This window comes from Iodobacter arcticus (genome assembly GCF_042664895.1).
In the GTDB taxonomy this organism is placed as follows: domain Bacteria; phylum Pseudomonadota; class Gammaproteobacteria; order Burkholderiales; family Chitinibacteraceae; genus Iodobacter; species Iodobacter arcticus.
On record NZ_JBHTBQ010000012.1, the window covers coordinates 141,360 to 157,205 of the forward strand.

Annotated in this window: 14 protein-coding genes; 11 read left to right on the top strand and 3 right to left on the bottom strand. The window is 50.3% G+C overall.

The window, feature by feature from the left end:
* Positions 1-17: 17 nt before the first annotated feature.
* The 10 genes from htpX (at position 18) to ACFQNF_RS07760 (ending at position 11,810) form a co-directional block, all read left to right on the top strand.
* Entirely contained in the window at positions 18-866 is an 849-nt protein-coding gene (htpX, locus tag ACFQNF_RS07715; RefSeq protein WP_380187424.1) for a zinc metalloprotease HtpX, read from the top strand.
* 122 nt (positions 867-988) lie between these two features.
* A complete protein-coding gene (rsmB, locus tag ACFQNF_RS07720) occupies positions 989-2,263 on the top strand; it encodes a 16S rRNA (cytosine(967)-C(5))-methyltransferase RsmB (protein WP_380187425.1) in 1,275 nt (424 codons plus the stop codon).
* Between the two features lie 24 nt (positions 2,264-2,287).
* The gene (locus tag ACFQNF_RS07725) at positions 2,288-2,926 is read left to right on the top strand and encodes a DUF4390 domain-containing protein (RefSeq protein WP_380187426.1); all 639 of its coding nucleotides are present in this window, start codon (positions 2,288-2,290) and stop codon (positions 2,924-2,926) included.
* On the top strand, positions 2,919-5,057 hold the full coding sequence (locus ACFQNF_RS07730; protein ID WP_380187427.1) for a sensor histidine kinase: 2,139 nt from the start codon (positions 2,919-2,921) through the stop codon (positions 5,055-5,057). Before ACFQNF_RS07725 ends, ACFQNF_RS07730 begins: the two co-directional genes overlap by 8 nt.
* Positions 5,050-6,351, top strand: a complete 1,302-nt coding sequence (locus ACFQNF_RS07735) for a sigma-54-dependent transcriptional regulator (protein WP_380187428.1) — start codon at positions 5,050-5,052, stop codon at positions 6,349-6,351. Before ACFQNF_RS07730 ends, ACFQNF_RS07735 begins: the two co-directional genes overlap by 8 nt.
* The gene (locus ACFQNF_RS07740) at positions 6,351-7,337 is read left to right on the top strand and encodes a tetratricopeptide repeat protein (protein ID WP_380187429.1); all 987 of its coding nucleotides are present in this window, start codon (positions 6,351-6,353) and stop codon (positions 7,335-7,337) included. Before ACFQNF_RS07735 ends, ACFQNF_RS07740 begins: the two co-directional genes overlap by 1 nt.
* A gap of 336 nt (positions 7,338-7,673) precedes the next feature.
* Positions 7,674-9,050: a Trk system potassium transporter TrkA gene (gene trkA / locus ACFQNF_RS07745; protein WP_465262206.1), complete on the top strand. Its 1,377-nt coding sequence runs from the start codon at positions 7,674-7,676 to the stop codon at positions 9,048-9,050.
* Positions 9,050-10,519 carry a TrkH family potassium uptake protein gene (locus tag ACFQNF_RS07750; protein ID WP_380187431.1) on the top strand — a complete coding sequence of 490 codons (1,470 nt, stop codon included), beginning with the start codon at positions 9,050-9,052 and terminating at the stop codon, positions 10,517-10,519. Before trkA ends, ACFQNF_RS07750 begins: the two co-directional genes overlap by 1 nt.
* A gap of 122 nt (positions 10,520-10,641) precedes the next feature.
* Positions 10,642-11,271 (top strand): LysE family translocator, encoded by a 630-nt coding sequence (locus ACFQNF_RS07755; protein ID WP_380187432.1) that lies wholly within the window; start codon positions 10,642-10,644, stop codon positions 11,269-11,271.
* Positions 11,272-11,585: 314 nt separating this feature from the next.
* Positions 11,586-11,810 (top strand): hypothetical protein, encoded by a 225-nt coding sequence (locus ACFQNF_RS07760; protein ID WP_380187433.1) that lies wholly within the window; start codon positions 11,586-11,588, stop codon positions 11,808-11,810.
* A gap of 288 nt (positions 11,811-12,098) precedes the next feature.
* Here ACFQNF_RS07760 and ACFQNF_RS07765 read toward each other — a convergent pair whose 3' ends face one another.
* Complete coding sequence (locus ACFQNF_RS07765) at positions 12,099-12,881, bottom strand: MetQ/NlpA family ABC transporter substrate-binding protein (RefSeq protein ID WP_380187434.1); 783 nt, start codon at positions 12,879-12,881, stop codon at positions 12,099-12,101.
* A 250-nt stretch (positions 12,882-13,131) separates the two neighbouring features.
* On the opposite strand from ACFQNF_RS07765, the gene ACFQNF_RS07770 reads away from it, so the two are divergent.
* Complete coding sequence (locus ACFQNF_RS07770; RefSeq protein ID WP_380187435.1) at positions 13,132-13,866, top strand: YoaK family protein; 735 nt, start codon at positions 13,132-13,134, stop codon at positions 13,864-13,866.
* On the opposite strand, the gene ACFQNF_RS07775 is transcribed toward ACFQNF_RS07770, so the two are convergent.
* Both ACFQNF_RS07775 and ACFQNF_RS07780 read right to left on the bottom strand, forming a co-directional pair.
* Complete coding sequence (locus ACFQNF_RS07775) at positions 13,863-14,972, bottom strand: quaternary amine ABC transporter ATP-binding protein (protein WP_380187436.1); 1,110 nt, start codon at positions 14,970-14,972, stop codon at positions 13,863-13,865. The genes ACFQNF_RS07770 and ACFQNF_RS07775 overlap by 4 nt on opposite strands.
* Positions 14,969-15,802 (bottom strand): ABC transporter permease, encoded by an 834-nt coding sequence (locus tag ACFQNF_RS07780; protein ID WP_380187437.1) that lies wholly within the window; start codon positions 15,800-15,802, stop codon positions 14,969-14,971. Before ACFQNF_RS07780 ends, ACFQNF_RS07775 begins: the two co-directional genes overlap by 4 nt.
* Positions 15,803-15,846 lie beyond the last annotated feature (44 nt).

The window sequence follows — 15,846 nt, forward strand, 5'->3', positions numbered from 1 at the left end:
ATTTACTTGGGTACGCAATGAATAACTGGCTAAAAACAAGCATTCTAATGGCGGGGATTATCGCCCTCTTTGCCATGATAGGCGGCATGATCGGAGGCATGAGCGGCATGCTGCTGGCGCTGCTTTTGGGCGGTGGAATGAATGTGTGGGCATATTGGAATTCTGACAAAATGGTGTTGCGTATGTACAACGCTCACCCAGTTGACGCCCATAGTGCACCCGAGCTCTATGCCATGGTGGAAGAGCTGGCCAGAAACGCGGGCCTGCCTATGCCTAAAGTGTATGTCATTGATGAAGACCAGCCCAATGCCTTTGCTACCGGCCGCAACCCAGAAAATGCAGCCGTAGCGGCAACAAGTGGCATTATGCGGGTGCTTTCTTACCGCGAATTACGCGGCGTGATGGCGCACGAGCTAGCGCACGTTCAGCACCGGGATATTTTACTTTCAACCATTTCAGCCACCATGGCTGGTGCCATTTCAGCGCTCGCCAACTTTGCAATGTTTTTCGGTGGGCGAGATGCCAATGGCCGGTCAATGAACCCGATTGCGAGCATCGCGCTGGCTATTTTGGCGCCGATTGCGGCGTCGCTGATCCAAATGGCCATTTCGCGCGCCCGTGAATTTGAAGCCGATGCAGGTGGCGCACGTATTTCTGGCGATCCACTGGCATTGGCCGACGCCTTACAAAAAATTGAGGCCTACGCACAGGGTATTCCCATGCACGCTGCGGATGCCCACCCCGAAACCGCACAAATGATGATTATCAACCCGCTGATTGGCGGTGGATTATCCAATTTATTTCGTACCCACCCGCAAACAACCGAGCGCGTAGCAAGGCTGCATGCCATTGCCCGCGGTCAATAAACACGAAGTTCACGCAACGAGTGCCAGCCGTACTTCTTAGGCGGCATTCAAGGCCAGTATTCGCAGCCCCATACCCGTGAACACCAAAAGATCATGTTTCACCTCGCCATTAAGAGACTATTTTGCTTGCTACCCAAAAATTTGCCAGCCGTGTTGTTGCCAGTGTACTTGCTGGTCAAAATCTAAACGAAGCCTTGAATAAAGTATGGCGCGAAGACCCTAGCCTGCTGCCACGCCAAAAAGGAGCGATTCAAGATGTCAGCTACGGCACTTTGCGCCAGCTGGGCTTAATCGAAAGCATCCTGAAGCAGCTTTTACAAAAGCCGCTGCACGAGCCTGAGCTAAAAGCACTGCTGCTGGTGGCTATCTATCAGCTGCAATTTAGCCGCTCAGCACCACACGCCATTGTGGATCACGCCGTCACCGTGGCCATGCAAACAGGGGCTGGCCACGGCAAGGGCTTGGTAAACGGCGTACTGCGTAACTTCCTGCGCCAAAAAGATGATCTTTTCAAAATGGCGCAAAATAGCGAATATGGCCAGTATTCACACCCTGCTTGGTGGATTTCGGCCATGCGCAAAACCTACCCCAAGCAATGGCGCAACATCTTGCTGGCCAATAATCAGCATCCACCGATGACACTGCGGGTGAACTTAAACAAAACCACCAGCGACGCCTATATTGCCCTGCTCGCTCTCGATGAAATCGTTGCCAGCTCTAGCGATGGCTTATCTATCCAGCTGCAAAACCCGGTGGGTGTTGATCGTTTACCACACTTTTTTGACGGTTGGGTTTCAGTACAAGACTTGGGCGCGCAATACGCAGCCCGAATTCTGGATCTGGCGGATGGCCAGCGTGTACTGGATTCCTGTGCAGCGCCTGGCGGTAAAAGTGGCCATATCTTAGAGCTGGCAAAGGTAAATTTAACCGCGATTGATAACGATGCGGCGCGCCTTAGACGGGTGCAGGAAAACGTAGATCGCTTAGGACAGACTGCCACCTTACAACTGGGCGACGCCAGCCAGCCTGATACCTGGTGGGATGGTCAGCCATTTGATCGCATCCTCGCCGATGTGCCTTGCTCGGCCACCGGTGTGGTGCGCCGTCACCCTGATATTAAATGGCTGCGCCGCCCTGAAGATTTCGCCAATTTCGCTCGTCAGCAAGCTCAAATGCTCGACGCACTTTGGCCACTCGTAGCGCCGGGCGGCAAACTCCTGTACGCTACCTGCTCTGTTTTTGCGGCGGAAAATACCGAAGCAGCGAGTGCGTTTTCGGCTCGTCATGCCAACGCAAAACAGCTACCTTTACCCGATTTTATTCCCGCAGATGGTCAACTCCTGCCAACACCGGAACATGATGGCTTTTTCTACGCCCTTTTTGAAAAAACGGCTTAATCGCTACGTATTGCGATTTAATCCATGCTGAAATCCAGCATGCCCGCCCGCCATGCGCAAAGCCAGCCTCGTCTTTTAATGCTGGCTTTGTTGTGCATGGGATGGCTGCTTTGTGCATGGGTATGGGCAGATGCTGGCGATATCAAGGCGCAAAAAGCAGAAGCCAGCTTTGGCGATAATCGAATCGAGATTGCGGCAAAATTTGATGTTTCGCTTTCTAATGATTTACAAGAAGCGCTTAAAAACGGTCTTTCACTGACTTTTGTTTATGAATTCCAGCTGACCCGCCCACGAATTTACTCCTGGTACCGGCAAGTATCCGATGGCTTTGGCCCCAATGCCATGCTCAGCTATCAATTGTCCTACCACGCCCTGACAAGACAATACCGATTGCATATTGGTAGTTTTTACCGCAATTTTCAAAGTGTGAACGACGCCTTAGCTGCGCTAGGCATTGTGCGTAATTGGGGCGTACTCAATGACAGCAGCCTTGCGCGTGATCGAAATACTGATTTTGCTGGCAAAGTGCGCTTAAAACTAGATCGCTCCCGCCTTCCTAAAACGTATCAACTCACCGCCTTTGGCCATGAAGAATGGCAATTAGAATCGCCGTGGGTAGAGCTATCGAAGGCACGTCCTGAAGACATCACCACCAATGAGTAAACCCAAACTATTACTGCTCGCCTCATTGGGCGCTATTCTGATTTTTTTGCTTGCTACAGCCAGTGGCAACACCTCCGCCTTCGCCGAATATTACGGCTTGCTACTTGTTCTTAATTTATTACTATTAGGCGGGCTGCTGGGTTTAGTGAGCTTTCGGCTCATTAATTTAGTTAAAAAAGTAAAAGCCAAAGTATTTGGCTCGCGGCTCACACTAAGAATGGTCTTGATGTTTGCCTTGGTCGCCGTTTTACCTGGCACGCTGGTTTACACCCTATCGGTGCAGTTTTTGAATCGCAGTATTGAAAACTGGTTTGACGTGCGAGTTGATCACGCTCTGGATCGCGGCCTTAATTTAGGCCATAACGCCATTGATTATCAGCTCAATGATCTAGCCCGAAAAGCCGCCGTGATTGCGATGGATATCAGCGATGACAACAGCTCCGGCATGCTGCTGCGTCTTGGCAGACTGCGTGAGCAAACCGGCGTACAGGAGTTATCCCTGTTTAACGAGGGTGGCCAGACTTTAGCTCATATTGGCAATGAGAATGCCAGCCTTTTCCCTATTCAGCCCGATCGCCTCCAGCTACGCCAAGCGCTACGCAGCCCTTTTAAAATCATAGAACCCATCAGCGATCAAGGGCTGACCATGCGTGTGCTGGTGGCCGTACGCGCCAGCAATTTTGGCGATAAAACACGGCTGCTACAGCTGGTACAACCCGTGCCCAAGCAATTGGCTGCCGATGCTGAGCTGGTCGAAAAAGTACGCAGTGATTACAAACAGCTTTCGCAATCAAGGCGAGGGCTTAAATTAATTTACAGCCTTACACTCACGCTGGCGCTCTTGATGGCTTTACTTGGTGCACTAGCCTTAGCCATTTATTTATCTGACAAGCTAGCCGCACCGCTCTCGGTGCTGGCTGAGGGCACCAGAGCCGTCGCAGCAGGCGATTACTCGCAAATGCAGCCCGTGATCAGCCGCGATGAGCTGGGAATATTAACGCACTCATTTAACCGCATGACACGCCAGCTTTCCGAAGCGCGCAGCACACTAGAAATGCATCAGGCCGAGCAAGCAGCGGGCCGGGCCCACTTAGGCGCTATTTTGGGCTCTTTGTCGGCAGGGGTATTATCATTTGACAATGCTTGGCAGCTGCGCTCATCCAATCAAAGCGCACTGCGTATCTTAGGAATTGACCCCGAAAGAATAGGCCAGGAGCCACTCACAAACTGGCATTTATTCTATCCGGCACTTACGCCCTTTTGTGCTCAGATCGCAGATAGATTACTATCTGAGCAAGACCATTGGCAGCATCAGTTAGAACTGGTGAATACCAAACGTGTTTTACATGTACGTGGCACACATTTACTCGATCAACAAGACGAAAGCCACACTGGTTTTGTGGTGGTGTTTGATGATATTACTGATCTGCTTTCAGCCCAGCGTGATGCGGCATGGGGTGAGGTAGCAAGACGCTTAGCACATGAAATTAAAAACCCGCTCACGCCCATCCAGCTTGCAGCAGAGCGTATGGAGCATAAGCTGGCCGATAAGCTAGATACCGCCAGCGCGGAATTATTATCAAGAAATACCCAGACCATTGTGCGCCAGGTTGGCGCGCTTAAAGATATGGTGGATGCCTTTCGTGATTACGCAAGGCAGCCAAGTGGCAAGAAAAAGCCACTCGATTTACAGCAATTACTCACTGAAATTTTAGTGCTGTACGAAGCCTCTCCGCTGATTTTAAACCAAATGAGTGAGGAGCCTTTAATCGTGCTTGGCGATGCCACTCAGCTACGCCAAGTGATTCATAACCTCTTGCAAAATGCTCAAGACGCCATTACAGGGCAAGAGAATTCCGAAAGTCCTAAGCGGATTTGCCTTAAGATGGAAAAAAATGAGCACTATGCAAGCCTAACCGTTACAGATAGTGGCAGTGGATTTCCAAATGAACTCTTATCACGGATTTTTGAACCCTATGTCACCACCAAGATAAAGGGAACAGGCTTAGGTTTAGCCATTGTAAAAAAAATAATCGAAGAACATCAGGGCCGAATACAGGCCGGCAACAGGGATGAAGGTGGCGCTTGGGTAAGAATCGAGCTGCCCCTCGCGGAGGAAGCAATTGGCTAGTCAGGATATTTTGATCGTCGACGACGAAGTCGGCATTCGTGAATTATTGTCAGAAATTCTGCAAGATGAAGGCTATGGCATTGTGCTGGCCGAAAATGCAGAGGCTGCCCGTAAAATCAGAAATCAATCTCAGCCACGTCTGGTGCTGCTCGATATCTGGATGCCAGATACTGACGGCATTACGCTGCTTAAAGAATGGTCGCGAAATGGCCAGCTCACCATGCCTGTGGTGATGATGTCCGGACATGCAACCATTGATACCGCAGTTGAGGCCACCCGAATTGGCGCGCTTGATTTCCTTGAAAAACCAATTGGTTTGCAAAAGCTATTGGCAACGGTGAAGCGTGCCCTTTCCTTACCTAGCGAAACGGCAGTACGCGCCCCAACACTAGAGCGCTTAGGTGCAGGCCTTGCCATTCAAGAGTTGCAATCAACCCTTAGCCCGCTTCGTGGCAGGCCTGGCCCTGTCTTACTACTCGGCCAGCCGGGAGTAGGATTCGAGCACTGTGCACGCTTTTTGAATGTGCCTAACGCACCCTTTGTCTCGCCGCCATCTAATGAAGATTTAGCGCAGGCGCCGCAAGAGCTGCTCAATAAAGCCACGGGTGGCATCTTATTTTTGCGCGATTTAGCTTGGCTCGATCGCCGCGCACAGCAAGGCTTGAAAACCATTCTGCCTAAGCTGGAAAAACAACGCGTGCGTCTGGTTTGTGCCTCAAGCAAACCACTCAGTGTGTTGGCAAGCCAGCTTGAGCCTGAGCTTTTAAATTTTATTTCCCAGCTCAGCATCGCCATTCCGTCTTTGTCAGAGCACCGTGAAGATATCCCTGCATTGGCAGAAAAGCTTCTCTCTGATGCCATTGGCGTACATAAGCTAGGCCCGCGCTTTTTTAGCCCGCTGGCTTTGCAGCTTTTAGCACGGCAAGTATGGGCGGGTAATCTGGACGAGCTGGCAAATGTGGTAAAAAGCGTGGCCATTACCAGCCGCGACGGGGAAATTGATAGCGCTCCCCTTGCTCGCTTATTGTCTCAGTTTGCACCCAATGGCAACGTCAATACCGAAAGCCACAACCAGCATGCGTCGGGCTTGCCCAATATTGATCTGAGCTTGCCACTACGTGAAGCGCGTGATCAATTTGAGAAGCTATATATCGAAAGGCAAATCGACCTATCCAACGGCAATATGAGCCGGGTAGCTGAGAAAGTCGGCCTGGAGCGAACCCATCTTTACCGTAAATTAAAGCAACTCGGTATTGCCGTGCCAAAAAAACAGCGAAGCACTGAGGAAGAGTGATGTTAGCAAGGCCCACCCCTCTTCCCGCCGATATAGACCGCTTGATTGCCAGTGCGGACGAAATTCTGCACAGGCAGGCTAATGAAGGCCTGCAGCTGGCAAGGCATGCTCTGATGCAAGCCAAAACCATCGGCTATATCCAAGGGGAAGCACGGGCAGGTCTACTGCTGGGCAGCGCGCAACTCATCCTTGGCCAGCAGCAAGCTGCGCTGGCCACCTTCCAGCAGGCACTGACTATTGCGCAAGCCTCCTCATTAGAAAAATCCAATCTATTAGAGCAAATGGCCCGCAGCCATCATGATTTGGGCGATACCCCACAAGCCGCCAAAATCTGGGGCGAATGCGCTCAGATTGCACTGGAAAACCAACACTTCACCGTGTTTATTCAAGCGCAGATCGGCTTAGGGCAAGTGCATTTTGGTTTTGAAGAGTATGAAGCGGCCTTGCAATGCCATTACAAGGCCTTTGATTTTCTTTATACCAGCAAAGACCCTGTACTTCGCTGCCAGGTGTATATCAATATCGTCATGGATTTGTATAGCTTAGCGCGTTTAAGTGAAGCAGAAACCATGCTGCAAAGAGCGCGAGATATCTCTTTATCCATTCGCCACTTAGATAATGAAAGCGAAATTTATCGCATCAGCGGCTTACTGCTACTACAGCAAGGCGATATAGAAAACGCACGGACAAACTTTGCAAGCGCATTAAAAATTTGCCTCCTGCAAGAAAACCCTTGGCATAAAGCAATGAGCCTGCTTGGTTTGGCCCACTGTGATCTGGCCGGGCAGCTTTGGCACAATGCACGCATCCAATTAGATGAGGCGCTCACCTTAGCCACTCAGCTGCAAAACCCGCATTTACTCTGCAAAACCCATCACGCCTTATTGCTGGCCTGTACCGGCCTCGAAGAAAACGCAGCGGCAAAAATCCACGAAATTGCCTTTGCTCAATATAAAAAAATGCTTCAACGCCCTAGGGTCTGTTGACGTTTGATTCGCGCCTGCGCTGGGCCGGAAAATGGCCAGTCACAAGGCATGCGACGAAGGCAATAACTAGTTATTCCCGAGGAGCATAACGCAGTGAATGGCCATTTTCCGGCCCAGCCCCATCGCTGAGCGAGGAAAACCCCTCGCACGCGGAGGGTTTGGCTCATTTTTAAAATGGGCATCAATCCACCGTGATCATAAATCAATCATTTTGCCGCACTCTTTACGCAGCAGATCAAGCACATCGCTAAAATAGCAAAAGGTACACAACCCCGGGCAAAAAGGGCCTGTGTCCTCCCGGCATTGATGCCTCCCCCCGAAAGATGGAAAACTACTGTGTCAAATATACTGATCCTTGGCGCTGGCCGTGTTGGCGCATCCGTTGCAGAGCAGCTGGTTCACGAGCGCTATAACGTCACCATTGTTGATGAAAACCCTGAAAACTTAAAACCGCTCGCTGACCGGCTTGATCTGCGCACCGTGGTAGGCCATGCAGCCAGCCCTGCCGTATTGGCAGCGGCAGGTGCAGCAGATGCTGATCTTTTGCTGGCCGTCACTCCGCTTGATGAGCTGAATATGGTGGCGTGCAAAATTGCTTACGAGCTATTTAATATCCCAACCCGCTTAGCTCGGATTCGTGATCCGGATTTACTCGCCCGGCCCGAATTATTTAGTGAAAATAACTTTGCAATCGATCATGTCATTACCCCTGCACAAATCGTCACCGATTATTTAGTGAGTCTGGTTGAAAACCCCGAAGCCTTACAGGTATTAGATTTTGCCGATGGCAAAGCCCAACTGGTGGCCACAAGGGTTGAAGCAGGCGCGCATATGGACGGGCAGGATTTAGCGACCTTAAATCGCCTCCTGCCAAAAATTGATCGACGCGTGGTTTCTATTTACCGTAAAGGCCACCGCATTCATCCTGATGGCGATACCATTTTGCAAGTCGGGGACGAGGTGTTTTTCCTTGCGGCCACCGAGCATATCCGTGATGTCATCAAGGAAATGCGCGGCACAGAAAAGCCCATCAAGCGCATTACCCTCTCTGGCGGCGGCAATGTCGGCTTTAGATTGGCACAAGCTTTAGAAAATGACTATCAAGTCAAAATAATCGAATCGAACCGTGAACGTGCAAACTGGCTGGCCGAAGCGCTGTCCAATACACTGGTGCTCAGAGGCGATGCTACCGATGAAGCCCTGCTGGAAAGCGAGCAAGTTGATCGCTGCGATTTATATTTTGCGCTCACCTCGGATGATGAAGACAACATCATGTCCAGCCTTTTAGCCAAACAAATGGGTGCACGCAAAACCATCGCCATTATCAATCGCTCACGCTATGTCGATTTATTGCAGGGCGGCAAAATTGATGTGGCGATCTCACCCGCGATTGCCACCATCGGCTCCTTGCTCACCCATGTCAGAAGCGGTGATGTAGTGGCGGTGCACAGCCTGCGCCGGGGTGCCGCCGAGGCAATGGAAATCATTGTGCACGGCACATCGGCCACTTCCCGCGTGATTGGTAAAAAACTGGATGATATCAAGCTTCCTTCCGGTGCTGATTTGGCCGCCATTGTACGAGGAGAAAAAGTGCTGATTGCCCACGGCGACACCATCATCGAAGCCGAAGACCATGTGATTTTATTTGTGGATAACAAAGCCCATATCCGCGAAATAGAAAAACTATTCGCCGTTAAAATGGGGTTTTTCTAATGTCGCTCGCCCAACGTATTTTCCCCACCGTCAATATTCTGGCGCGTGTATCAGGCATGTTTTCGCTGTGGATTTTGCTCCCCATTGCTGTGGCATGGTTTGGCAATGATGATGGCCTATCCCCCTTTATTATTTCGCTAGCCAGCTTGCTGCTCTGTAGCCTGGCTTTAGCCATTCTGACTCACGGCTATAAGCGGGAAATGAAAGCGCGGGATGGTTTTGTTTTGGTAGTAGGTCTATGGACGGTACTGCCTGCCGTTTCTGCTCTACCACTGCTGCTATTTAATCCATCACTCTCGTTCACCCACGCCTACTTTGAAACCATGTCGGCACTCACCACCACCGGAGCAACCGTGCTAACGGGGCTGGATCAGCTACCCCCTTCGATTAATTTATGGCGACATTTGCTTAACTGGCTGGGCGGGATGGGGATTATCGTGCTGGCCGTTGCCATTTTGCCCATGCTGGGTGTAGGCGGGCTACAGCTCTTTAAAGCCGAAACCCCCGGCCCAATCAAAGATGCCAAGCTCACCCCTCGCATTAGGGAAACAGCACGTAATCTGTGGATGGTCTACGCAGGGCTCACACTAGCTTGCATTCTGCTGCTTAAATTTGTAGGTGGCATGAGCTGGCTGGATGCGGTGTGCCATGCCTTTGCTGCGATGTGTCTAGGCGGGTTTTCTACGCATGATGCCAGTGTGGGGTTTTTTAATTCCCCCATTATCGAAGCCATTTTAATTGTTTTTATGCTGCTCGCCGCCACCAACTTTGCTACGCACTATGTAGCGCTGAGTGGCCGCAAACTATCTACCTACTTAAAAGACTCTGAATTCAAAGCCATGCTGTTGCTGATTCTGATCAGCACACTGGGCTGCGCCGCGTATTTGGTTCAGCAAAACACCTATACCGATTACCTAACCTCATTAAGGCATGTGGCATTTAATCTGGTATCGATTGCTACAGACTCTGGTTTTGCCAGCGTAGATTTTGGCATGTGGCCCATTTTTGTGCCGCTCCTGATGTTATTTTTATCCTGCATCACCGCCTGCTCAGGGTCTACTGGTGGCGGGATTAAAATGATTCGCACCCTGATTATGCTGCGAGAATCCAGCCGGCAAATGTCTAGCTTGCTGCACCCCAGCGCCGTGCATCCGCTGCGGGTCAATGGCATGGCGATCCCCAATCAGATTATTTTTGCGGTAATGGGATTTGTCTTTTTATACGCCATGAGTATCGTAGGGCTCACCTTTTTACTGCTACTCACAGGGCTTGATTTTCTCTCCAGCTTTACCGCTGTCATTGCCTGCATCAACAATGCGGGGCCCGGCCTTGGCGTGGTTGGCCCGGCCTCCAATTACGGCGTGCTCAGCGATATTCAAATCTGGATTTGCAACTTCGCCATGCTGCTTGGGCGATTAGAAGTGTTTTCCCTGCTGATCTTATTTACTCGTGCCTTCTGGAAATCCTAAGCAGAGCTGGGCGTGTTAAGGTAATACGCCATTTTAAGGGGCTGCTGTAAGCTGTTAAACTGCGTTTGTATTGGCTCACCCGGACCATTACCGTACACAACAGCGATCTACAGAGCCTTAAAATGGATGTCTTTATCACCGGTTTTTTATTGTCGATCTCTCTTTGCCTTGATCTTGGCATTGTCAACGTAGCACTCATCGACACTAGCCTGAAACACGGCCCGCGCCCCGCACTATGGATGGGGCTGGGCTCTTGTTTTGGCGATATGGTATGGGCCGTGGTTTCCCTCTTAGGGATGAGTATTTTGCTGCAGTTCACGGCAGTTAAATGGATCACTTGGCTAGGCGGTGGCTCGCTCTTACTTTTCCTCGCCGTCAAAATGGCGCGCCAAGCATGGCAAGATGCCAAGCAAATAGAAAGCACAACCTTGCCGCAAGCAGGCCGACGAGGCATGTTTGGCCGAGGCATGATGCTGGCTATGGCGTCCCCCACATCCATCCTCTGGTTTGCTGCCGTGGGCGGCAGCCTGATTGCGCAAGCCACCGATGGCAGCATGCTTTCTACCGCACGGTTTCTTTGCGGCTTTTTTGCCGGCGGCATGGCGTGGACTTTACTCATGGTTTATAGCGCCACCCACGGCGCCAAGCTATTTGGTCAGCGCTTTACTCAGGGCTGCCTGCTGCTATCGGCCCTGCTTTACCTCTGGTTTGCTGGCCTTGTTTTGGTGAATGGCTATCGGAATTTGCTGTAGTTATTTGCTGCAGTAGCCGACCAAAGCCGTTCTTCGGCTCGTTAACCGCTTATACGGCACTCCGCCTCATCTTTGTTGCAGTGCACTTTTTTTGAATAATAACTATTATTGTAATTTTTACGAATGAAATTACAGACTATTCCATTCAAAAATTAAAGAATTAAGTAATTGGTTACAGGATTAACCTAAATAAACTTCTCGCTGGGCATGGCCAATTTAAAAAAGAAAGTCGCCGCCATCAAGCTAGGCGAAACCGGTTATTACTGATTATTGATGCAGGTAAAAACCTAGGTAAAGCACTGGTCCACCCCACCATGCGCAATAAAAATTTACTTAAAGAACCTGATACCCAAGGCTATATCGAGAGCATGCTCAAACAGGGCGAGGGCAAATGGTATATGGCAGGCAATGTAGACCGCATCGCGCAAATGAGCGTAGAAAACAGCCGCGCCGTAGAAGAATCGGCACATACCGCGCATTCACTAAGGGATCTCGCCAGCCGTATGGATTTAGCCGTGGCGCATTTTAAATTAAGTTAATGGCTTGATTGATTACTGCCGAAAAACCCAAATATTGAAGCACGGAGGCCCCAGGACACACGGAGTTTCACGGAGAAAAACAGGTTTGAAATGAACGACCTGCAGGTGGGTAGGTTGGTACTTATAGGTTGGGTTAGCTGGTTTATTCGCCTGTTTGGGGCGGATAAATCAGCGTAACCCAACATTTTTCTCACTTGAGCATGTTGGGTTACGCTAATTATCACAGCTAAAAGCTGCAGTGATAATTAGCTAACTCAACCTACAAGTACACAACTACACAGCAAGCAATTAAAACGCGGGAACCACCGCGCCTGCGTATTTGCCTTCGATAAAGGCTTTAACCTGCGGGCTGGTTAAAGCTGCAGCCAGTTTTTTAATGGCAGCGCTGTCTTTATTATCCGGGCGGGCGACGAGGTAATTCACGTAGGGCGAGCTGCGATCTTCCAGCGCTAATGAATCTTTAACCGGATTAAGCTTGGCTTCTAATGCGTAATTCGTATTGATCAGCGCTAAATCAACCTGATCTAAAACACGGGCCAGCATGGCTGCATCTAATTCACGGAATTTCAGTTTCTTTGGATTATCCACCACGTCTTTAGGTGTAGACAAAGCATTTGTTGGGTCTTTCAGTTTTAATAAACCTGCTTTTTGTAGCAGTAATAAAGCACGGCCGCTATTACTGCCTTCATTAGGAATAGCAACGGTTGCGCTGTTTGGTAAGTCTTTTAATGATTTATATTTGCGCGAATAAGCGCCAAATGGCTCTACGTGCACACCAGCCACAATCACCAGATTAGTGCCCTTGCCTTTATTAAAATTATCTAAATAAGGTTTGGTTTGAAAGTAATTAGCATCTATATTTTTTTGATCAACTTGCAAATTAGGCTGCACATAATCAGTGAATACTTTGATTTGTAAATCAATGCCTTCTTTGGCCAATTGGGGTTTTACTAATTCCAAAATTTCTGCATGAGGTACAGCGGTTGCTGCAATGGTGAGTTTTTCTGCTGCTTGTGCAAAGCCTGTTGCTAATAAAGCCGCCAGAGCGCTAAGAACCAGAGTTTTTTTCATTTTAATTCCTTAGATAGAGTGTGGGGCTAGCTGAATGTCTTGATCTGTTTGAAGTCTAACAAGCATTATTCACACAAAGAAGAAATATTAAATAACTTATATATAACAAAACAAGCTATAAACCATGCCATGCACATTATTTAAGACCATCACCACAGCAGTTCTACCGATCAGCAAAGGTAATGTTGGCAAAATGGCAGGGGCATGAAGACGAGTATAATCAAGGCTCAGCAAGCACCCGCAGACCGCTATGCCCTTACGCTATTTACGTGAACTCACCGCCCCAGAGCGCAACGAGCGCAATAATTTTCACCTTGGAATAGCCTTATGCTTTGTGGCGGGGGCGACCAATGCAGGCGGATTTTTAGCCGTGGGCCAGTACACCTCGCATATGACCGGGATTTTATCGGGGCTAGCTGATAACTGGGTGCTGGGAAACTCAACGCTGATTATGGCCGCAATGGCGAGCGTATTGATGTTTATGGCGGGGGCAATCACCTCAACCTTGCTGATTAACTGGGCGCGCCGCCGAGGCAGCCGCAGCTTATATGCCGAGCCACTCATGCTGGAAGCACTGCTATTGCTGTGCTTTGGCTTACTCGGTGGCCAGCTTGATTCTCACTCCAGCAAGCTGATCTCGCTCACCATGCTGCTGCTGTGTTTTATTATGGGCCTGCAAAACGCCATCATTACCAAGATTTCTAAGGCCGTTATACGCACCACCCACCTTACCGGCTTAATCACCGATATCAGTATTGAGCTTGGGCGATTATTTTATTGGAACCGCAATCCCGATACGCCTGATCACATCAAAGTGCTTTGTGATCGTAAGCACCTCAAGGTGCAAAGCAGCCTAGTGATGGCATTTTTTTGCGGTGCGGTGCTGGGGGCTTACGGCTTTAGCCATCTGGGATTTAGCTCAACAATCATACTGGCGCTTATCCTGGCACTGCTTTCTATCGGGCCTTTAATCGACCATTTTTAAGCCACCTGCCCTAAGATTGCTCGCGACATTTCCGCGCCTGATAAACGCCCGACCATCTTGCCATCCTGCGCCAGGATCAGCTCGCAGCCGGTTTGGGCATACACCGCAAATGCCTCACGCAGCCGGATATCGGCATCCACTACCGTGGGCTTTGCCCGCAGCAAAGCCAAAGGCTCGGATGCGTGCCAGTATTGCAAAGCAGGCCGGGCCAGCTCTTTAGCCGCCATTCCCTCTAAACTAGGAAAATGACCGGGCTGCATTAAGCTGGCGGCCGATAACACATTCAGCGGATTACTATGCTGCACAAACTGGCGAACATAATCATCGGCAGGCTTAAACATAATGTCTTGCGGTGTGCCATTTTGCACAATCTGCCCATCACGTAAGATGGCAATGTGCGAGCCCAGCTTTAAAGCTTCGTCCATATCATGGCTCACAAAAACAATGGTTTTACGCAGCGCTTTTTGCAGGCTAAGCAATTCATCTTGCAACTGATTACGGATCAGCGGATCAAGCGCCGAAAAAGGCTCGTCCATCAATAAAATATCGCTATCTACCACCAAGGCGCGTGCCAGCCCCACCCTTTGCTGCATACCGCCCGATAGCTCGGCAGGCAGAGCATGCCGCCTGCGCCCCAGCCCTACCTGCTCCAGCACCATGTCCACACGGCGCTTATTCTCCTTTGCGCTCAGTTGCAAAGCATGCAAACCAAAGGCAACGTTTTCTTCTACATTCAGCCAAGGCATCAACGCAAAGTTTTGAAACACCATGGCAATGCCACGGGTTCTTACCTCCTGCAACTGCCTTGCCGAGCAATGCGCCATATCGACTTCAGCCCCGGCGCAGCGCACCGTAAGCTGGCCTCGGCTGATTGGATTTAAACCATTAATCGCCCGCAGCAAGCTCGATTTGCCTGAGCCGGATAAGCCCATCAATACGCAAATCTCCCCCTCTTCTACCCGCAGACAGGCATCCCGCACGGCCACCAGCTGGCCGGTTTGATCAAAAATATCATCGCGTGAGCGCGATTGATCCATCAAGGCAAATGCGGCTTCAGGCTGCTCGCCAAATACTTCATCCACATGGTCAAAACAAATGGCGCTCATCGTTTCTCTCTTGATAAAGAATTGGACTGACACAGACGATCGAGCATGATCGCCAATAAAACAATCGCTAAACCCGCCTCAAAACCCAAGGCCATATCTGCGGTATTTAAAGCGCGAACAATAGGCTGACCTAATCCTTCAGCCCCCACCAAGGCCGCAATCACCACCATAGAGAGCGACAACATAATGCACTGGGTTAAACCCGCGGCAATGCTAGGCATGGCGGCCGGTAATTCCACCCGCCATAGCCGAGCGAGCGGCGAGTAGCCAAAGGCCTTAGCGGCCTCTAAAAGAGGGGGAGGAATATCTCGCAGGCCCAGATAAGTCAGCCGCACAGGGGCAGGCAGGGCAAAGATAATGGTGGAGATCATGGCAGGCACAATGCCCAGACCAAACAACATTAAAGTAGGAATCAGATACACAAACGTCGGAATGGTCTGCATTAAATCGAGCAAGGGATGCAGCACCCGATACACCCAGGGCCGGTGCGCCGCCGCAATGCCTAAAGGCACACCGATTAACATACAGATTGCAGAGGCCAGTGCCACTTGCACCAGCGTTTGCAAAGTGGCTTCGCGATAAGCCAGATTATCGATCAGAATCAACGCTAGCGCAGAAAACAGCGCCAGCCCCCAACTTCGCCGTAAACGATAAATCAGTAAGGTCGCTACAAAAAGTAAGAGCAGTGGCGGGCAATCAACTAAAACACGCGTGATAAGCTGCACCACCTGCTCTAAACCATCGCTAAAAAACGCCACGCCACCTGCAGCAGGCTCGGTCAGGTGGGCCACACCAGTCGCTACCCACTGGCCAATCGGCAATTTATCCACGATGCCCCCCAAAAGAATCAGCGGCCTTGCTAAGGTCTGTTGCA